We start from the raw sequence: 18,786 nt of genomic DNA, 5'->3' as shown, positions 1-18,786 counted from the left end.
GCGAGGGCGCGGAGCCGGTATCCGGCATCACCCGGGTCCGACCCTGACGGCCGGCCGGTGAGCGGCCTCGAGGGTGAACCACCCCGTCGCCGGGGTCGGCCACGTTCGGCCCGTGTCTCTACCGATAGACGTCGCGACGATGGCCGACGCGGATCACCTCGACCACGAGGAGGTCGTCCTCGACCGTGTAGATCGCTCGGTAGTCCCCGATGCGCACGCGATAGGCCTCACGGCCGGTGAGCTTCTTGCAGCCGGGCGGACGAGGTGTCGTCTCGAGCGCCAACAGCGCATCGACGACGCGGCGGGCCGTCTTCCGGTCGAGCGCCGCGAGGTCCTTCTTGGCCCGCTTGGTGACGATGACGCTGTAGCGGCGACCCGGGTCGGGTGCCGTCACAGGCCGAGCTCGGCTGCAACCTCACGCAGCTCGTACCGGGTGCCGTCGTCCTCCGCCGTGGCCTCGTCGTACGCGGCGACGTCGGCGGCGTCCTCGAGGCGTTCGAGGGTGGCGAAGTCGTCGACGTCGACCAGGACAGCGGTGAGCTTGCCGTTGCGGGTGATACCGACTCGCTCGTGGCCGAACGCGACGCGGCTGACGACGTCGGAAAGTCCGTCGCGGAGAGCGCGCGTGGTGATCTGCCGATCGAGGGTGTCCATGTGTACACAGTAGCCATTCTGTCAACCCCTGCAGGCCGACTCCGACGCGCGTCGGCCGGGGAGGGCGTCAGCCCCGCGGCTCCGTGGCGGCGCGGCGGTCGCGGCGACGACGTAGCAGGCGCACGACGACGAACCAGACCAGGAGCAGGGCGATCACGACGAGCACGGCGTTCGACAGGATTCCGCTCCACTGCTCCAGCACCGGCCTGATGGCGGGACCGAACGCGTAGCCGAGGCCCACCCAGATCGCGTTCCACACCCCGGAACCGATCGCGGTGTACAGCGTGAAGGACCAGAACGGCATCCGTTCGATGCCCGCCGGGATGGAGATGAAGCTGCGCACCAGGGGGACGCAGCGGCCCAGCAGCACGGCGACCCGGCCCCACTTCGCGAAGAACGCCTCCGCCTTGTCGAAGTCCTCGCCCTCCATCAGGGGGATGGCCTCGACGAGCGCGCGCGTGCGGTCCCGTCCGAGGAGGCGTCCGAGATACCACCACACCCAGGCGCCGATCACGGCGCCGAGCGTCGCGGCGACGATCGCCCACCACGCGTTCATGCGGCCCTCGTAGGCGAGGAACCCGGCGGCCGGCAGGACGGCCTCCGACGGGATGGGTGGCACGAACGTCTCCACCAGCACGGCGATACCGACCCCCACCTCACCCAGGGTCTCCATGAGGCTCAGCACCCAGCCGATGAACCCGTCGTACCCCTCCTGGGGGTGGGTCTCGGCAGGCAGCAGGCTGGCCAGGCTCATCGTTCTCCGTCCGGTCGGCGTCGGGTCCCAGCATCACACGGCGGGCGACCCGGCCGGACGACGTCGCGGGCCGGTCCGGCCGCGCGGGGCTACGGTCGGGAGCATGGCCGACGACGCCCCCGCACCGCACGTCACCGCGCCCGTGCACCCCAAGATCGACCTCAAGAAGCTCCACGGCGAGCTGTACGCCCCGCCGCGCGGGAGGTTCGTCGAGGTCGACGTGCCACCCCTGACCTACCTCGCCGTCGACGGCGAGGGCGACCCCAACACGGCACCCGACTACGCGGCGGCCGTCGAGGCGCTGTTCGCCCTGTCGTACGCCCTGAAGTTCGCGAGCCGACGACGCCTCGGCCGGGACTACGTCGTCGCCCCGCTGGAGGGCCTGTGGACGGCCGACGACCCGGGCACGTTCGTCCGCCGCGAGAAGGACGCGTGGCGGTGGACGATGCTCGTGCTCCAGCCCGACTGGGTCGGCACCGACCTCGTCACCGACGTCACCGCGCAGGTCCGTACCGCCAAGGACCTGCCCGCCCTCGACCTCGTGGAACGGCGGACGATCACCGAGGGGCGCAGCGTCCAGACCCTGCACGTCGGGTCGTACGACGACGAGGGGCCGGTGCTCGCCGACCTGCACGACGACCACCTGCCCACCCACGGGCTGACGTTCGCCGGGCCGCACCACGAGATCTACCTGAGCGACGTGCGCCGCACCGCGCCCGAGCGACTGCGCACCGTGCTCCGGCAGCCCGTGCGACCCCTCTGACCTGCGGCGTCGGCGATGGTGAGGCATCTGACATTCACTCCCGGGACTCCCTTGGGTACCGTGGGACGCGGAACCCGACGGCGGGTTCGCGGACGAGGGAGCAGTACCCGCACCACGACAAGACTGCCGCGAAAGGGGTACGTCTCGTCATGGCATGGATCGTCCTGATCGTCTCCGGGGTGCTGGAGGCCGTGTGGGCCGCCGCGCTCTCCGCCTCCGAGGGCTTCCGCAAGCCCCGCCCCACCCTCCTGTTCGTCGTCGCGCTGGCGCTGAGCATGGCCGGCCTCGCCTGGGCGATGACCGACCTCCCCACCGGCACCGCGTACGCGGTCTGGGTCGGGATCGGCGCCACCCTCACCGTCGTGTGGGGGTTCGTCACCGGTCAGGAGCGCGCCACCCGCGCGCGCGTCCTGCTGCTCGTGCTGCTCGTCGGCTCCGTCATCGGCCTCAAGGTGGTGAGCTGACCATGGCTTGGCTGATCCTGCTGCTCAGCGCCGTCTGCGAGGCCGTCTGGGCCACCGCGCTCGGGGAGTCCGAGGGTCTCTCCCGCCTCGGGCCCAGCATCGTGTTCTTCGTCGCCCTGGCCGCGTCCATGACGGGCCTCGGCTGGGCCGTGCGCCGTATCCCGCTCGGCACCGCCTACGCCGTGTGGGTGGGCGTCGGCGCGGCCCTCACCGTGACCTATGCGATGGCCACCGGCGAGGAGGCGGTCTCCGCCGCCAAGGTCGTGTTCCTCGTCGGGATCGTGGGCGCCGTCGTCGGCCTCAAGCTGGTCCCGCACGACGCGCCCGCCGTCGAGACGGACTCCGGCGCCGCGCACGACTGATCCCTTCCGGCGCTGGTGCCGGTGCTCGAGCCCGTGCTCAGGGCGCGGATCACGGCGGGACGGCCTAGCGTCGGGACATGACCGAGTACGAGATGAGCGGCGGTCGCGTCCAGAAGTCCGGGGGCAAGGCCGCGAAGATCCTGTACCAGCCGTTCGGCATCGTCGGTTCGATCGTCGGCGGCATCGTGGCCGGCCAGGTGTTCAAGCAGGTCTACAAGCGGGTCGCGCCCGGCCACCCGGACGACGCGCCCACGCCTCTGCAGTCGGAGTACCGGCTGCGGGAGATCCTGCTGGCCTCCCTGATCCAGGGCGCGATCTTCTCGGTGACGAAGGCGCTCGTGCAGCGCGGCGGGGCGCGGGCGTTCGAGAAGCTGACGGGGGACTGGCCCGGCGACTGACGCGCCGCCGTCGGGAATACCCGACGGTTGCCCGAGGCTTGTGAGGTTCGTGCCGACGACGTCCTCCGTCGGGCTGCGCTCCGAGCGCGGCCCCATCCTGCTCTCGCTCATGCTGGCCACGGCGCTCGTCGCCCTGGACGCCACGATCATCGCCACCGCCTCGGCGACGATCGCCACCAGCCTGGGCGCGTTCGAGCAGGTCCCCTGGCTGTTCACGTCGTACCTGCTCGCGCAGGCGCTGAGCACGCCGCTCGCGGGGCGGCTGTCCGACATCCTGGGCCGCAAGCGGCTGATCCTCGCCGGGATCGGCCTGTTCCTCGCCGGCTCGATCCTGTGCGGCGCCGCCTGGTCGATGACGGCGATGATCGCCGGCCGCGTCCTGCAGGGCCTCGGCGCGGGCGCCGTCATGCCGGTCTCCCAGACCATCGCCGCGGACATCTACACCCTCGAGGAGCGCGCGAAGACGCAGGGCTACCTCGCGTCCGTGTGGGCGATCTCCTCCGTGCTCGGCCCCACATTGGGCGGCGTGTTCTCCGAGTTCCTGGGCTGGCGGTGGATCTTCTGGGTCAACCTGCCGCTGTGCCTCGTCGCGGGGTGGATGATCGTGCGCCGGTACCACGAGTCGCCCCGCACCGGCCCGCGTGAGCCCATCGACTACCTCGGTGCGGTGCTGCTCAGCGGCGGCAGCGTGCTGCTGCTCCTCGGGCTCCTGGAGGGCGGCACCACCTGGGCCTGGACGTCGACGCCGTCCCTGGCCGTGCTCGGGTCCGCCGTCGTCCTCGCCGCCCTCTTCGTGCTCCACGCCCTGCGGGCGGAGCATCCCGTCCTCGACCTGCGGCTCCTGCGCGGCCGGCTCGTCGGCGTCGCCACCGCCGTCTCCCTCGTCGTCGGCATGATCGTCCTCGGCCTGTCCAGCTACGTCCCCATCTACGCGCAGGGCGTCCTCGGGTACGGGCCGCTGCTCGCCGGCTTCGCGCTCGCCGCGATGACCGTCGGCTGGCCGATCGCCGCCTCCAACTCCGGCCACCTCTACCTGCGCATCGGGTTCCGGCTCACCGCCATGATCGGGTCGGTGCTCGTGCTCGTCGGCACCGGGCTCATGCTGCTGCTGGGCGCGACCACACCGCTGGTCGCCGTCGCCGCCACGACGTTCGTCGTCGGGCTCGGCATGGGCCTGACCGCCGTCCCGCCCCTCATCGCCGCACAGTCCGCCGCCACCCACGGCACCCGCGGCGCCGTCACCGGCATGAACGCGTTCGCCCGCTCCCTCGGCTCCGCCGTCGGCGTCGCCGTGTGCGGCGTCATCGTCAACGCGAGCACCACCACCGGGGCCGACGGCGCCCCCACCGGCTCCGGCCTCATGTCCGCCATGCACCTCGTCTTCTGGTTCGTCGTCGGGGCCGCCGCCGTCCTCGCCGTCCTCGCCGCGCTGCTGCCCGTCGACCGGCAGGCCGCCCGCGACCGGCGCGCAGCGCAGTCCACCGCCGCCTGACCGGGGCTCGACCCCGAGCAGTCCCGGACGACGCACGAGGGACGCCTGGACGCCGGCTCCACGGCTCCGCTAGGTTGCGCGCAGCGACGACGCGACAGGAGCAAGACCCTCGATGACCAGCGGTGACGCAGTACCCCGTGCTTCCGTTCTTCCCTCCGGTGCCGGGGCGCGGCTCGTCGCCGCCGCCACGGCCCTCGTCCTCGCGCTGACGGTGCTCGTCGCGCCGGGCGCGCGGGCGGCCGACGACCTCATCCCGACGACGATGACGGTCGAGCAGAGGGAGACGTGGTGGGCGGGCACCGTCGACCACCCGCTCGAGGTCCGGACCACCACGCCGGACGGCGCGTTCGTGACCGGCGGGCGCCTCATCGCCGAGGTCGCCGGCATCGACTACGCGGGGACGATGTGGGCAAGCAGCGGCCGGATGAACGTCCGCCTCCACCTCGCACCCGGCACCTACCCCGCCATCGTGCGCTACTACCCGCCGGACGGCTACGCCGCGACGGAGTGGACCGGCACCGTCGTGGTGTCGGACGGGACGATCCGGTCCGCGATCTCCGCCCAGGCGCCTGACGCCCTCACCCGCGGCAACGGTGGCGACGTGCGCGTCTCGGTGACGGCGGACGGCGGGACTCCCGAGGGTCGGGTCGAGCTCCGCGGGCCGAACGGTCGGGCGATCGCCATGGCGTCCCTGGTGGATGGCGCGGCCGTGCTCCATGTCGACGAGGAGACGGTGCGCCAGCTCCCTCTCGGGGACGTCACGTTCGAGGTCGTCTTCCACGGCGTCGACGACGTTCGTTCGGCGCGCGCCACGGTGACCACGAGGGTCGTACGGGCCCGCGCATCCCTGGACGTGTGGATCCCCGGCGGCAGCACGTGGGACATCGGGCACCCGTTCTGGAAGGTCGCGGTCGACGTCCCCGGCGCCGACCAGGTCGGTGGGACGCTGTCCCTCTATGACGGGGACCGGCTGCTCGGGCGGCGCACTGCGGAGGAGGACCCCCGCACGGAGGTCTTCGTGCTCGAGGCGGGCAAGCTCCTCCCGGGGCGGCACGAGCTCGACGTCCGGCTGACCGGATCGGCCTACGTCGAGGACACCAAGGCGTCCGTCACCGTGAAGGTCGCGAAGGTGGCGAGCGACTCCGACGCCTGGACCCCGGAGCCCCTCGTCTGGGGCACGCGGCACACGCTGCGCGTTCGAGTGTTTCCCGCACGGGACAACTCGTTGAACGACGGTCGGTACGTGACGGGGACCGCCACCGTCTATCGGGGCAGCACCAGGCTCGGCTCGGCCCGCCTCGGCCGTGAGGGCGCGGCCGACGTGACCTTCGCCGGGCGGTCCGTGCCGGTCGGCACCTCGCGGCTCCGCATCGTCTACTCCGGCGACGCCCGCAACACGGCCTCGACCTCCACCACCTCGGTCCGCGTCCGGAAGGCCACCACGACGGTCCGCGCCACTCTCGTCGACAAGACCGTCGAGGGCTCGCAGCGGGTCAAGGTCAAGGTGAAGGTGTCGTCGCCGTCGAAGATCCCCGACATCGGCATGCTCAAGGTCAAGGTCGACGGCGAGAAGACCGTCAAGACCGTCCGCATGAAGAAGAAGCACAAGGGCCGCATGACGATCACGCTGCCGCGGTTGTCCCAGGAGCACCACAGGCTCAAGGTCGTGCTCGTGGGGAGCGCCACGACGAAGTACGGGGAGTCACCGACCCGCTACTTCCGGGTCCGGTAACGGCGCCGCGTCGGCCGGCAGCCCGCGCAGGCTACGGTCGGCCGGTCGAGGTCCGCTCGCCGGTCACTTGCACCCCTCGTAGGCTGACGGACAGTCCGAACGAGGGGGGACCTCATGGTCCGGTGGATCCTGCGCGTGGTGGGCACGATCGTCGGGCTGGCGCTCGCGGCGTTCGCCGCGCTGGTCGTGACGTTGCGGACGAAGTGGGACCCGGGTCTGCGGGTCGTGCGGCAGATGCAGAGGCGCAGCCGTGCCGGGGAGCTGGCGCGCTCGGGCCGTCCTGGGGACGCGCACGTCGTCGTCCATCACACGGGGCGCCGGTCCGGGCGGTCGTACGCGACGCCGATCGGGGTCGAGCGCACGCCGGCGGGGCTGCTGGTGACGCTGCCGTACGGGCCGGGCACCGACTGGGCGCGCAACGTGCTGGCGGCGGGCGGAGCGGTGCTGACGATCGACGGGGAGTCGCTGGAGGTGACGTCGCCGCGCGTCATCGGGCTGGACGAGGCGGCGCCGCTGCTGTCGGCGCGCGAGCTGCGGGTCGCGCGCTTCTTCGGGGCGACGGACTTCCTGCTGCTCCGGCCTGCCGATTCACCCTTGTGACCGACCGTCCGGCAAGATATAGGGGTCGTGATGGTCGCGATGCTGGCAGGCCCGGACGGAGTGACGGTGGACGAGAAGGTGACGCACGGCGGTGTCCGCGTGGACCCGGGGCGCGCCCGCTGGACCATGTGGGGCGAGGTGGACGCCGCGGTGCAGACGCGGGTGGCGCCGGAGCTCGCGTCGCACCTGCGCCAGACGGCGGACGAGGCCCTGACGGTCGACCTGACGGAGGTCACGTTCCTCGACTCGGGCGGGCTGCGGCTGCTCTACGACGCGGCCGCGGCGAAGCCGACCCCTCCGGTGCTGGTGGGGACGCCCCCGAAGGTCCTCGACCTGCTGCGGCTCAGCGGGGTGGATACGCTGTTCGTCCTGCAGAGCTGACGAGAGGAACATGATCATGGCACCTCGACTCGCCGCCTCGCCCGCGCCGGACGGGTTCACCGAGGTCCGCGCCTGGCCCTTGCGGACGCTCGACGACCTGGCTGTCCTGCGCGCCGACCTGGTCGCGTCACTGCCTCCGGCGCCGGGCGGTCGGCCCAGCCTGGAGGAGATCCCCGAGTCGGTCCTGCTCGTCGCCAGCGAGCTCGCGACGAACGCGCTGCAGCACGGTGACGGCGCCGCGCTGGTCCGCCTGAGCGCCCGCCCGGACGGGTTCCTGCTGGAGGTGCAGGACCGCAAGCCGTCCACGGCGCCCCGGATCGACGAGGGCAGCACCCGCGGTGGCGGCGGCTTCGGCATGCAGCTCGTCGTGCGCCTCGCGGACGCCGTGGGCTGGTTCACCACCGACGGCGCCAAGCACGTGTGGGCCCGGTTCCGGGTCCGCGCGGCAACACCCGCCGTGGTCTGACGGCGCCCACCGCGGGGTGGGCGTCAGGTCGTCGCGCGGCGTACGACCACGACGGTGGCGTCGTCGCCCGACGACGGCGCCCGGACGCGGGCGACCAGCCCGGCCGGGTCGAGGGTCTGCGTCGCGGCGACCCGGAGCCGCTCCAGGGAGTCGACGATCGACTCGTCGCGGCGCTCCACGAGCCCGTCGCTGAACAGCACGACGGCCCCGCCGGGGCCGACGTGCACCGACCCGGACCGGCCCGCGCGCCGACCGACGCCGAGCGGCGGCTCGCGCAGGACGTCCGCGACGTGCGCGCCGTCGGGTCCCACCACGACGGGTGGCGGGTGGCCGGCGGTCACGTAGGTGACGTCGTCCGACCCGGGTTCGACCGCCGCCAGCACGAGCGTCGCCGCCTGGCCGGGCAGCGTGGCCCGGAGCAGGTGGTCGACCTGCGCGACGGCCTGGACGAGGTCGCTCCCGCTGAGCAGCAGCGCACGCAGGGCGTTGCGCAGCTGTCCCATGGTGGCGGCGGCGCCGAGCCCGTGCCCGGACACGTCGCCGACGCTGAGGACGACACGTCCGTCCCCCAGTGGCAGCGCGTCGTACCAGTCGCCACCCGCGAGGCCGCCGCCGGAGGGTGCGTACAGGGCCTCGACGGTCCAGCCGTCCACCTCGGGCAGGGACGTGGGCAGGAGGCTGCGCTGCAGGGTGGTGGCGGCGCGGATGTCCCGGCGCCCGCGCAGCAGCAGCCCCTCCCCGAGGTACGAGCGCAGGGACGTGGCGACGTCCACCTGCTCCTCCGTCCACGGCTCGCTGGTGCCCCGCACGACCTCGCGCCACCGGTCGAACGACCTGCGCGGGGAGAGCCGCACCGTGTCGCCCTCACGCCGGGCGATCGCCTTGTTGTGCGGGTCCCCGCCCCAGTCGACGGTCTGCAGCACCTCGGTGCGCAGCCACAGGGCCGCGGCGCCGCCGGGCACGCGGATCGCGAGCAGCCCGGCCGCGTCGGGCACGATCGCGGCGAGGTCGGGGTGCTCCGCGGCGAGCCGGTCGGTGACCAGCACCTCGACGCCCAGGTCGGCGACGGCGTGCGCCAGCCGCAGGCAGACGTCGTCGTCCGGGGCGGCGCCCTGCCGGGCGGTGCGTCCCTCCGCGGCGACGAACACGCCGTCGGCCGGCACGAGGTCGAGCAGCCCGGGGTCGCCGGTGAGCGCCGACACCAGGGGCACGTCGTCGTCACGGGTGAGCGCGACCAGGCGGGCGAGGACACCGGCGGAGCGGCGCGCCGCCGACGCGCGGTCGTCCTCCGCCTGCGTGACGAGGCGCACCGACAGCACCGACCCGAGGAACTCCGCGGCGGTGCGTGCCGCGTACGAGGGCGCGTGCGCGCCGGAGTAGTGGTGGCACGCGATGAGCCCCCACAGGCGGCCGTCGCGCAGCAGGGAGATCGACATGGACGCCCCGACGCCCATGTTCTGCAGGTACTCGACGTGGATGGGGGAGACGCTGCGCAGGGTCGAGTAGGTGAGGTCCAGCGGCTGCCCCGTCACGGGGTCGTCGGTCGGCACGATCGGCACGGGCGTGTAGCCGATGTCCGAGATGAGCCGGATCCAGTTCTTCTCGTACAGCGCGCGGGCCTGCGGGGGGATGTCGGACGCCGGGTAGTGCAGCCCGCGGAACGCGTTGAGGTCCTCGCGCTTCGCCTCCGCGACGACCTCGCCGTTGTAGTCGGCGTCGAAGTGGTAGAGCATCACGCGGTCGAAGCCGGTGAGCTCCCGGACCCGGGTCACGGCGACCTCGTAGAGCTCGGCCATCGACGTGGCGCGGTCGAGCGCGGTGAGGGCGTCGCGGACCGGCTCGTAGGTGGTCGTGTAGGTGAGGGACGCGTGCCCGGAGAACGGTTCGAGCTCGACGACGAGCACGGGCGGGCGGCCGGGGCCGCTCGCCGAGGGAGCGTGGTGCAGCATCGCCTCGAAGCGCGTCGCGACCCCCTGCACGGGGATCTCGAGCTCGAGCGGGTTGCGCAGCCGCGGGTCACCGGCGGCGACGTGGTCCAGGACGGTGCGGGCGGCGTCGGCGCCCAGGACGTCGCCGAGCGGCGCCCCGAGGGCGTCGTCGGCGCTGATGCCGAGCACGTCGGCGAGGTTGGCCGAGCACTGGGTGACCACGGCGTCGTCGGTGCGCAGGGCGAGGAGCGCCCCCCGGGGCTGCACGAGCCCCGGGATGTGGATCGGTTCCCTCGCGCAGTTGTCGAGGTCGACGGCCGCGCCGGGGGCGAGGAACGCCTGCTCCGCCATCGAGCCTCCTCGTCGTGGTTGCGGTCGCTGAAGAATAACGTTTCGCCCCCTTGTCGTGCCCGTCGTTACGGTGGAGGGATGACGACGAGCGAGCAGGTCAGGCAGGTCCGGCAGGTGCAGGTCACGTTCGACTGCGCGGACCCCGTGCTGGTCGCCCGATTCTGGTGCGAGGCGCTCGGCTACGCGCCGACGCTGCCGGCGGACGACGACGGCGCGTGGGCCGTGGCCGAGGACCCGACCGGTGCCGGGCCGCGCCTGTACTTCCAGCGGGTGCCGGAGGGCAAGGTCGTCAAGAACCGGGTGCACCTGGACGTGCGGGCCGGGACCGGCCTCGTGGGCGACGAGCGGGTCGCCGTGCTGGAGGCCGAGGGCGCGCGGCTCGTGGCGCTCGGCGCGACGCGGCTCTACATCCAGCTCGCGGACGATGAGAACGAGTCGTGCCTGACCATGCAGGACGTCGAGGGCAACGAGTTCTGCCTCGACTGAGCAGGCGCAACGTCGGGGCGCGTGACGGGCACCCGCACACCACGGGGCGGCGCACGGTGACGTGCGCCGCCCCTGCGTCGACCGGTCAGTCGTAGAACTCCGCGACGTCCTCGGTGACCTGGGCGACGAGCTCCGGGTCGTAGGCGGCGTGCTCGCCGGGCGTGTAGGTGACGCCCTGGAGCCGCCCGGAGAACCGGAACGACCCGTGCCGCTGCGACACGTCCCAGTGGACGGGGCCGCCGCGGTTCACCCCCACGTCGATGCCGCTGAACGGGGCCATGCCGAGCAGCATGGTGACGTCGGCGAGCCCGCCCCGGGCCTCGCCGTCGACGCTCACCTCGATGTTCCACCGGAAGTCCGGCAGCCAGGAGAACGCGGCATGCACGGTGCCCGTGCCGAACGTGCCCAGCGGTGCGTCGTGCAGGCGGCCGTACTCGTTGTACGCGAGGTGCAGCACGCCGTCCTCGACGTACAGGGCGTAGCCGCCGCCCTGGTCGCCGTGCGCGACGAGGAACCCGTCGCCGGCCTCCGTGACCTCGGCCTCCACGGTGAAGGACCGCAGCGAGGTGAGCTTCGCGGAGCGGTACCGCTCCAGGCGGCGGGTGCGGGGGTGCAGCCGGACGGGCCGCTCCAGCGCCTTCTCGGCGGGCCGACGCCCCGGGGTGAACGACGCGCCCAGCGGGAACACGGTGTTGCGCCAGGCCGCGGCCCGCCAGGCCTCGGCGAACTCGGCCACCCGGTCGGGCTCCTTCTCGGCGAGGTCCACGAGCTCGTTCGGGTCGGCGTCCACGTGGTAGAGCTCCCACTGCGGCTCCGTGAGCGAACGCCCGCGGGTGTGCAGGGACACGAGCTTCCAGCCGTCGCGGTAGTAGCCGCGGGACCCGCCGAACTCGGCGTACTGCTCGGGGTGGGTGGACGCGGCCCCGCCGTCGTCCAGGACCGGGCGCAGCGACACCCCGTCGATCTCCTGCGTCGGGCGGCCCTGCCGCTCGGTCAGCCGCTCCGCCCCGACGAGGTCGAGGATCGTCGGCGTGAGGTCGGTGACGTACTGGTACTGGTGGCGCAGCCCGTCGTCGTCGGCGGCGCGCGGGATCCCGGCGGGCCACGACACGAAGAACGGCACCCGCACGCCACCGGCGTGGGTCTGACCCTTGTAGAACCGGAACGGCGTGTTGGACACCTGCCCCCAGCCGCGCGGGTAGTGCACCATCGTGCGGGGTCCACCGATGAGGTCCGGCTCACGCTCGACGTCCGCCTCCCAGTCCTGCGGGAGCCCCGCGATGTGGACGAACCGCGAGAAGTACGAGCGGGTGCCCTCGGGCCCACCCTCGGCGGTGCCGCCGTTGTCCGAGGTGAAGACGACGACCGTGTCGTCGAGCTCGCCGAGGTCGTCGACGACCTGGAGCAGCCGCCCCAGGTTCTCGTCGACGTTCGCCACCATCGCGGCGTACACCTCCATGTACCGGGCGTACAGGTCGCGGGTGTCGGCGGGCAGCGAGTCCCACGCGGGCACGTCGAAGCCCGGCTCGGAGGCCGACGGCGGCAGCGGGGTGCTCGGCGGGAACAGCCCGAGCTCGAGCTGGCGGGCGTGGCGGGCACGCCGCACCTCGTCCCAGCCGGCGTCGTACCGGCCGCGCTGGTCCGCGATGTCCGCGGGCTTCGCGCCGAGCGGCCCGTGCATCGCGTGGTGCGCGAAGTACAGGAAGAACGGCTTGTCCGGCTCCTGGGCGCGCAGCGTCGCGAGCTGGGCGATCGCGTCGTCCGTGAGGTCGTCGGTCAGGTAGTAGTCGTCCGGACGGTCGTCCTGGTCGACGGGCGTGTTGTCCCGCACGAGCTGGTTCGGGTGGAAGAACGAGTTGCAGCCCTCGAGCGTCCCGTAGAAGTGGTCGAACCCGCGCTGGAGCGGCCAGGACGCCTTGTCGGCGCCGTCGTGCATGAGCGCGTCGCGCGTCAGGTGCCACTTGCCGAACGCGTAGGTCGCGTACCCGGCGGCCCGCAGCGACTCCGGCAGCGTCGCGACGTCCGGGTCGATCTCGAGGCGCAGGTTGGGGAACCCGGGGTCGGAGTTCGCGACGGACGCGAACCCGGCCCGGTGGGGGTTGAGCCCGGTGAGCAGGGCGGCGCGCGCCGGGGAGCAGACGGGCGTCGTGTGATAGTTCGTCAGCCGGTAGCCGCGGTCCGCCAGCGCGGACAGCGTGGGCGTGGCGATCTCCGAGCCGAACGGGGCGACGTCGGAGTAGCCCATGTCGTCGAGGACGACGACGATGACGTTCGGGGCGCCGGGACGGGCGCCGCGGGGGCGCGGCCAGGCCCGGGTGGAGTCGGCGACCGTCTCGCCGATCCGGCCGGGGAACCGCTCGTAGCCGCGGGCGTCCGCGGGGACGTCGGGGTGCTGGGTGCTCACTGGTCGCCTCCGGTCAGCAGGTCGTCGTAGCGGTCGTCGTACTGCGTGGACACGTCGAGCGGCTCGGCGATCAGGCCGAGCGCCGTGTAGACGTCGGCCTGCTCCTGCTGCTTGGCGATCACGTCGTCGTCGAGGGGCACCCAGCCGGCGCCGCGCCGCTCCTGGGAGGCCAGCGCGATGGGCTCCGGCAGCCCGGTGAGCTGCGAGCTCGTCGCCGCCCACCGGGCCGGGTTGGCCGCCGCCCACTCGTAGGCGCGGCCCAGGCGGGTCAGGTAGTCGCCGATGGCGTCCGCCTTCGCCGGGTCGGCCAGCGCCGCCTCCGTCGCGACGACGTACGAGTAGCCGGTGGTGAAGCCCTCGCCGTCCCCGATCGTCACGGCCCCGTTCGCCTTGAGCTGCTGGAGCGTGGGGTCGAGGGACGCCGCGGCGTCGATGTCGCCGTTCGCCAGCGCGGCCGCGGCGTCGGGCAGGGGCAGCTCGACCGGGGTGATGTCGTCGTAGCTCAGGCCCTCGGCCTCCAGGGCGCGGACGATCGTGTACTGGAGGATCGTCGCCGGCTGGACGGCGACCCTCTTGCCGGCCAGATCGGCCACCGACTCGATCCCCGAGCCCGGGTTCGTGACGATCTCGACGAACGACTCGCCGTCCTTCAGCGTGTCCTGGACGGCGACGACCTTCACGGGGATGTTCCCCACCTGGGCGAAGATCGACGGCGTGTCGGCCATGATCGCGAGGTCGACGGCGCCGGACGGCACCGCCTCCATGAACGCCGGGCCGTTGCCGAACAGCGAGTACTCGACCTCGTAGCCGAGGTCGTCGCCCTCGCCCGCCGACTCGAGCTGGGTCTCCTGGGTGATCGCGGTGCCGAGCTCGCCGACCCGCAGGACGACGTCCTCGCCCGACTCCGTGGCGGCGGAGTCACCGCCGCAGGCGGCCAGGCCGAGCGCGACGACGGAGACGGAGACGGCGGCCGCGGCGGACCGTGCGGTCCGGCGGGTGAGGGGGCCGGACGGGCGTGTTCTGGGCATGACGGAGGAACCCTTCTGTCGGGTGGGTCGGGGGTGCGGTCGGTCAGTGGTCGTCGTCGCCGACGCCCAGCTCGGTGAGCAGGCGGGAGCGCAGGGCGGTGAAGCCGGGGTGCGAGCGCCGCCCGACCTCGGGGAGGTCGATCGGCTCGTCGAGCGACAGGTGGCCGTCGGTGAGGACGATGACGCGGTCGGCGAGCAGCACGGCCTCGTCGACGTCGTGGGTGACGAGCAGGACGCCGGGCGAGTGCCGTGCGACGAGGCCCCGCAGCAGGCGGTGCATGCGGATCCGGGTCAGGGCGTCCAGCGCGCCGAACGGCTCGTCCATGAGGAGCAGCTCGGGGTCGCGGGCGAGCGCCCGGGCCAGGGCGACGCGCTGCTGCTCGCCGCCCGACAGGGTCTTCGGCCAGGCCCTGGCGTGGTCGGCCAGCCCGACCTCGGCGAGCAGGGCCTCGCCGCGGGCCCTGCTCCGGGCGTCCTTGAGCCCGAGCAGCACGTTGGGCAGCACGCGGGCCCAGGGCAGGAGCCGGGAGTCCTGGAACGCGACGGCGCGTCGTTCCGGGACGCGCAGGTCGCCGTCGTGCTCCGTGTCGAGCTGGGCGAGGATCCGCAGCAGCGTCGACTTGCCGGAGCCGGACCGGCCCAGCAGGGCGACGAACTCGCCGCGCCGGATCTGCAGCGTGATGTCGTGCAGCACGCCGCGGCCGTCGAAGGAGCGGGCGACGCCGCGGGCGTCGACGACGACGGGGCTCTCGCCGTCGCGGCGGGGGGAGGCGGCCGAGGTGCTCAGCGTGCCTGCAGTCGGGGTGCCCATACGAGCGCCTTCCTCTCGAGGGTGCGGACGAGGATGTCGGAGAGCAGGCCCAGCAGGGCGTAGACGACGAGGCCGACGATGATGACGTCGGTGCGGGCCACGGTGCGGGCCTGGGTCATGAGGAACCCGATGCCGGCGGTGGCGTTGATCTGCTCGGCGACGACCAGCACGAGCCACGAGATCGCGGTGGCGAAGCGCAGGCCGGTGAGGAACCCGGGCAGGGCGCCGGGCAGGACGACGCGGCGCACGAGCGACCACCGCGACAGGTCGACGGTGTGGGCGAGCTCGACGAAGCGGACGTCGACGGCGCGGATCGCGGCGTGCGTGTTGATGTAGACGGGGAACGTCACGGCGAGGGCGACGAGCAGGATCTTGGTGGGCTCCCCGATGCCGAACCAGACGATGACGAGCGGCTGGAGCGCGAGGATCGGCATGGCGCGCAGCATCTGCACGTTCGAGTCGATGAGCAGCTCGCCCACGCGGCTGAGGCCGGTCAGCAGGGCCAGCAGCACGCCGACGGTGATGCCGATGACGAGGCCGGTGCCGGCGCGGCCGAGCGAGACCAGGAGGTTCTCGCCGAGGACGCCGGAGGTGACGAGGTCGACGCCGGTGGCGAGCACGGTGCCGGGCGAGGGCAGCAGGAGCGGGGAGACCCAGTCGAGCGCGGTGGCGAGCCACCACAGCAGCAGGACGGCCAGCGGGCCGGCGACGCGCCCGGCGAGGTCCTTGGTGCGGCGTCCGCGGTCGGGCCGGCGCGGCGGCTTGGTGAAGCGGTCGTCGACGCCGACGCGCAGGGACTCGTCGGGCGGCACGGTGCGCAGGACGGACGCCCGGGTGGGTGGGGTGCGGGTGCCGGCAGGTGTGCCGGGTGGTGCCGTCATGGGTGGGCCTCTCGCGACGCTCTGGAGTCGTTCCCTATTAGTCCGACCGTATCGATCGGAATTAAACACTAACAAGGTCCGTCCGTATCGCGAGATCCCTGTCCGCGTGTCGCGAACCTGGCGAACGCCTCGGCCGGCGTCGACGACCCTGCGCGCCCTCGGGGAGGTCAGTCGTCCCGGGAGGGCCGGGACGAGCGCATCTGCTTCGTCGCGGACCGCTGCTTCTTGGAGGTCAGCCGGCGTTCCTGGGAGCCGCGCGTGCGGCGGGTGGCGCGGCGGGCCGGGCCGGGCGGGGCGACGGCGTCGGCGACGAGCGCCGCCAGGCGGTGCGCGGCGGCGTCCCGGTTGCGGCGCTGCTCGCGGTGCTCGGACGCCGTGACGGTGAGGACGCCGTCGACCAGGCGGTGCCCGAGACGGGCGACGAGCCGTTCCCGCTGGACGTCGCTCAGCACCGCGGAGCCGGCCACGTCCCAGGACAGCTCGACCCGCGAGTCGGTGGTGTTGACGCCCTGACCGCCCGGGCCGGAGGACCGCGAGAACCGCTCGGTCAGCTCCGCGCGGGGGATCGTCAGGGCGGGGCCGACGGCGAGTCCGGGGCGGAGGTGCGAGGGCATGGCTCCATCGTGCCGCCGTCGGCGCCCGCCCGTCACGGTGATTGACGGGCGGGCTCTGCCGAAGGGTCAGGCCGGAGCGCCGACGCGGACGACCATCTTGCCGATGTTCCCGCCGCGCATCATGTCGAGGAACGCCTGCGGGGCGTTCTCGATGCCGTCCACGACGGTCTCGTCCCAGGCGATCTTCCCGGCGGTGAACCACTCGGTCATGCGGGCCTGGAACTCGGCCCCGAGGTGCAGGTAGCTCGGCAGGGTGAAGCCCTGGATCGTCAGGCCGCGGGTCACGACGTTGCCCAGGTTGTCGGGCCCGGGCGTGCGCGTGGTGTCGTTGTATTGCGCGATGGCGCCGCACAGGGCGAGCCGTCCGCCGTCGTTCATGCGGTCGAGGGCCGCCTCGAGGTGGTCGCCGCCGACGTTGTCGAAGAACACGTCGATGCCGTCCGGCGTGAGGTCGCGCAGCTGCTCGCGGACGGGGGCGTCCTTGTAGTTCAGGGCGGCGTCGTAGCCGTACTTGGAGGTGAGGAGCTCGACCTTCTCCGCCGACCCGGCGGACCCGACGACGCGCGACGCCCCGAGGAGGCGGGCGACCTGCCCGACGGCGGTCCCGACGGCGCCCGCGGCCCCGGAGACGAACACGGTGTCGCCCTCGCGCAGGCCGGCGATCGCGGTGAGGCCCACGTACGCGGTCATGCCCGTCATCCCGAGCATCCCGAGCCGCAGCGACAGCGGCACGCCGGGGATCTCCGGCACGACCTGGAAGCCCTTCGCGTCCTCCTGGACGACGTCGCGCCAGCCGTACTGGTGCTGGACGACCGCGCCGACGGGGACGTCGTCGGACGCCGACTCCACGACGCGCCCGATGGCACCGCCCGTCATCGTCTCGCCCAGCGCGTACGGCGGGGTGTAGCTGCGGACGTCGTTCATGCGGCCGCGCATGTACGGGTCGACGGACACGAACTCGTTGACGACGCGCACCTGGCCGGGGGCGAGGTCGCCGTAGGTGACGTGGACGGTGCGGAACGTGTCGGCGTCCGGCCAGCCGGTGGGGCGGGCGGCGAGCTGGACCTGGGTGGAGACGACGTCGGTCATGGGGCCTGCTTTCGGTGGTGCGGTCAGAGCGTGAGGCCGACGGCGAGGGCGACGACGGCGAGCAGCGGCAGCGCGCCCTGCTTGATCGCGGCGCCCCGCTTGTCGGGGGAGGAGAGCAGCAGCACGAGGGCCGCGGCGAGCATCGAACCGGTGCCGGCGAGCACGAGCGCGGCGCCGGCGGCGTCGGACCCGGTGGCGTGCAGCGCGATGCCGATCGCGGTGACGATCGCCAGGAACAGGTTGTAGAAGCCCTGGTTGAAGGCCATCTCGCGGGTGGCGGCGGCCTCGGCCTCGGTGGTGCCGAACACGGCGCGGGCGCGCGTGGTCCACACGACGGACTCGAGCCAGAAGATGTAGACGTGCAGCACGGCGGCCAGGCCTGCCAGGACGAGTCCGGCGACGATCATCGGGTGCTCCCTGCGCTGCTCTCGGACGGCGTCGCGATTGTGCAACGCTCGTTTCACAAACTATAGTGGAACGAGCGTTTCAGCAACTGGGGGTCAACGATGGGCAGAGCGCAGACGTTCGACACGCACCGCGCCGTACGCGCCGCGCTCGGCGTGTTCTGGCGCTCCGGCTACGAGGCCGCCTCCGTCCCCGCCCTGGAGGAGGCCACCGGCCTCAACCGCTCCAGCATCTACCACGCCTTCGGCTCCAAGCGCGGCCTGTTCGACGCCGCCGTCCAGACCTACCTCGACGACGTCGTCCGACCCCGGCTGCGCGAGCTGCTCGCCGACCCCGTCGACCCCGACGCCGTCGTGCGCTACTTCACCGGGCTGCGCGCGGCGCTCGGCGCCACCGGGGAGATCCAGGCCGACAGCGGCTGCCTGCTCGTCAACGCCTCCGGCGCCCCCATCGCCCGCGACGCCGCCGTGCGCCAGGTCGTGGCCGACTACCGGGCCGAGCTGCGCGCCGCGCTCGGGCGCGGGGTCGACGCCCGGTTCCCCGACCGCGACGCCGCCGAGCGGGCCCGGCTGGCCGACCTGTGCGCGGCGCTCGTGGTGAGCGCCTTCGCCCTCGTGCGCGTTGACCCTGCCAGTGCGACCGGGGCGCTCGACGGCGCGCTCGAGCTCCTGGGTGCCGCCGAGCGCTGACCTGGCGACCCTGGCGCCGAACATACACTGTCTG

The 18,786-nt window shown here is 73.2% G+C and carries 22 protein-coding genes and 1 riboswitch; of the genes, 11 read left to right on the top strand and 11 right to left on the bottom strand.

Going from position 1 to position 18,786, the window contains the following annotated elements:
- Nucleotides 1-118 precede the first annotated feature (118 nt).
- The 3 genes from I598_RS11635 to I598_RS11625 all read right to left on the bottom strand — a co-directional run bounded on the left by I598_RS11635 (nt 119) and on the right by I598_RS11625 (nt 1,408).
- Nucleotides 119-394, bottom strand: coding sequence for a type II toxin-antitoxin system RelE family toxin (locus I598_RS11635; protein ID WP_068203098.1), 276 nt, complete (start codon nt 392-394; stop codon nt 119-121).
- Nucleotides 391-654, bottom strand: a complete 264-nt coding sequence (locus I598_RS11630; protein WP_068203097.1) for a type II toxin-antitoxin system prevent-host-death family antitoxin — start codon at nt 652-654, stop codon at nt 391-393. Before I598_RS11630 ends, I598_RS11635 begins: the two co-directional genes overlap by 4 nt.
- 67 nt (nt 655-721) lie before the next feature.
- A complete protein-coding gene (locus tag I598_RS11625) occupies nt 722-1,408 on the bottom strand; it encodes a DedA family protein (protein ID WP_068203096.1) in 687 nt (228 codons plus the stop codon).
- Between the two features lie 103 nt (nt 1,409-1,511).
- Between I598_RS11625 and I598_RS11620 the strand changes: the two genes are divergently transcribed.
- The 9 genes from I598_RS11620 to I598_RS11580 all read left to right on the top strand — a co-directional run bounded on the left by I598_RS11620 (nt 1,512) and on the right by I598_RS11580 (nt 8,066).
- Nucleotides 1,512-2,171, top strand: a complete 660-nt coding sequence (locus tag I598_RS11620) for a GyrI-like domain-containing protein (protein ID WP_068203095.1) — start codon at nt 1,512-1,514, stop codon at nt 2,169-2,171.
- Between the two features lie 67 nt (nt 2,172-2,238).
- Nucleotides 2,239-2,304: riboswitch (guanidine-III (ykkC-III) riboswitch) on the top strand.
- A gap of 16 nt (nt 2,305-2,320) precedes the next feature.
- The gene (locus tag I598_RS11615; RefSeq protein WP_068203094.1) at nt 2,321-2,635 is read left to right on the top strand and encodes a DMT family transporter; all 315 of its coding nucleotides are present in this window, start codon (nt 2,321-2,323) and stop codon (nt 2,633-2,635) included.
- A gap of 2 nt (nt 2,636-2,637) precedes the next feature.
- Complete coding sequence (locus I598_RS11610; RefSeq protein WP_068203093.1) at nt 2,638-2,997, top strand: DMT family transporter; 360 nt, start codon at nt 2,638-2,640, stop codon at nt 2,995-2,997.
- A gap of 77 nt (nt 2,998-3,074) precedes the next feature.
- A complete protein-coding gene (locus tag I598_RS11605; RefSeq protein WP_232314140.1) occupies nt 3,075-3,395 on the top strand; it encodes a DUF4235 domain-containing protein in 321 nt (106 codons plus the stop codon).
- Nucleotides 3,396-3,444: 49 nt separating this feature from the next.
- The gene (locus tag I598_RS11600; protein WP_068203092.1) at nt 3,445-4,887 is read left to right on the top strand and encodes an MDR family MFS transporter; all 1,443 of its coding nucleotides are present in this window, start codon (nt 3,445-3,447) and stop codon (nt 4,885-4,887) included.
- 112 nt (nt 4,888-4,999) lie between these two features.
- A complete protein-coding gene (locus I598_RS11595) occupies nt 5,000-6,619 on the top strand; it encodes an Ig-like domain-containing protein (RefSeq protein ID WP_068203091.1) in 1,620 nt (539 codons plus the stop codon).
- Nucleotides 6,620-6,733: 114 nt separating this feature from the next.
- Nucleotides 6,734-7,219: a PNPOx family protein gene (locus I598_RS11590; RefSeq protein ID WP_068203090.1), complete on the top strand. Its 486-nt coding sequence runs from the start codon at nt 6,734-6,736 to the stop codon at nt 7,217-7,219.
- A gap of 30 nt (nt 7,220-7,249) precedes the next feature.
- Nucleotides 7,250-7,600 carry an STAS domain-containing protein gene (locus I598_RS11585; RefSeq protein WP_068203089.1) on the top strand — a complete coding sequence of 117 codons (351 nt, stop codon included), beginning with the start codon at nt 7,250-7,252 and terminating at the stop codon, nt 7,598-7,600.
- Between the two features lie 16 nt (nt 7,601-7,616).
- Nucleotides 7,617-8,066, top strand: a complete 450-nt coding sequence (locus I598_RS11580) for an ATP-binding protein (protein ID WP_068205241.1) — start codon at nt 7,617-7,619, stop codon at nt 8,064-8,066.
- A gap of 23 nt (nt 8,067-8,089) precedes the next feature.
- Here the strand turns inward: I598_RS11580 and I598_RS11575 are convergent, their stop codons facing one another.
- Entirely contained in the window at nt 8,090-10,345 is a 2,256-nt protein-coding gene (locus I598_RS11575) for a SpoIIE family protein phosphatase (RefSeq protein ID WP_068203088.1), read from the bottom strand.
- A gap of 78 nt (nt 10,346-10,423) precedes the next feature.
- Between I598_RS11575 and I598_RS11570 the strand changes: the two genes are divergently transcribed.
- Complete coding sequence (locus tag I598_RS11570; protein ID WP_068203087.1) at nt 10,424-10,831, top strand: VOC family protein; 408 nt, start codon at nt 10,424-10,426, stop codon at nt 10,829-10,831.
- A gap of 85 nt (nt 10,832-10,916) precedes the next feature.
- On the opposite strand, the gene I598_RS11565 is transcribed toward I598_RS11570, so the two are convergent.
- The 7 genes from I598_RS11565 to I598_RS11535 form a co-directional block, all read right to left on the bottom strand.
- The gene (locus I598_RS11565; protein ID WP_068203086.1) at nt 10,917-13,235 is read right to left on the bottom strand and encodes an arylsulfatase; all 2,319 of its coding nucleotides are present in this window, start codon (nt 13,233-13,235) and stop codon (nt 10,917-10,919) included.
- Entirely contained in the window at nt 13,232-14,263 is a 1,032-nt protein-coding gene (locus I598_RS11560) for an ABC transporter substrate-binding protein (RefSeq protein WP_068203085.1), read from the bottom strand. Before I598_RS11560 ends, I598_RS11565 begins: the two co-directional genes overlap by 4 nt.
- A gap of 43 nt (nt 14,264-14,306) precedes the next feature.
- Nucleotides 14,307-15,074 carry an ABC transporter ATP-binding protein gene (locus I598_RS11555; protein ID WP_083973214.1) on the bottom strand — a complete coding sequence of 256 codons (768 nt, stop codon included), beginning with the start codon at nt 15,072-15,074 and terminating at the stop codon, nt 14,307-14,309.
- Nucleotides 15,047-15,955: an ABC transporter permease gene (locus I598_RS11550; RefSeq protein ID WP_068203084.1), complete on the bottom strand. Its 909-nt coding sequence runs from the start codon at nt 15,953-15,955 to the stop codon at nt 15,047-15,049. Before I598_RS11550 ends, I598_RS11555 begins: the two co-directional genes overlap by 28 nt.
- Nucleotides 15,956-16,122: 167 nt before the next feature.
- Entirely contained in the window at nt 16,123-16,569 is a 447-nt protein-coding gene (arfB, locus tag I598_RS11545; RefSeq protein WP_068203083.1) for an alternative ribosome rescue aminoacyl-tRNA hydrolase ArfB, read from the bottom strand.
- Between the two features lie 66 nt (nt 16,570-16,635).
- On the bottom strand, nt 16,636-17,658 hold the full coding sequence (locus I598_RS11540; protein ID WP_068203082.1) for an NADP-dependent oxidoreductase: 1,023 nt from the start codon (nt 17,656-17,658) through the stop codon (nt 16,636-16,638).
- Between the two features lie 23 nt (nt 17,659-17,681).
- Nucleotides 17,682-18,065, bottom strand: a complete 384-nt coding sequence (locus I598_RS11535; RefSeq protein WP_068203081.1) for a DUF1304 domain-containing protein — start codon at nt 18,063-18,065, stop codon at nt 17,682-17,684.
- Between the two features lie 99 nt (nt 18,066-18,164).
- Between I598_RS11535 and I598_RS11530 the strand changes: the two genes are divergently transcribed.
- Complete coding sequence (locus I598_RS11530) at nt 18,165-18,752, top strand: TetR/AcrR family transcriptional regulator (RefSeq protein WP_068203080.1); 588 nt, start codon at nt 18,165-18,167, stop codon at nt 18,750-18,752.
- Nucleotides 18,753-18,786 lie beyond the last annotated feature (34 nt).

Source organism: Isoptericola dokdonensis DS-3 (assembly GCF_001636295.1).
In the GTDB taxonomy this organism is placed as follows: domain Bacteria; phylum Actinomycetota; class Actinomycetes; order Actinomycetales; family Cellulomonadaceae; genus Isoptericola; species Isoptericola dokdonensis.
Note: the sequence above shows the minus strand (reverse complement) of the source record. Positions and strands in the feature narration are given on the sequence as shown.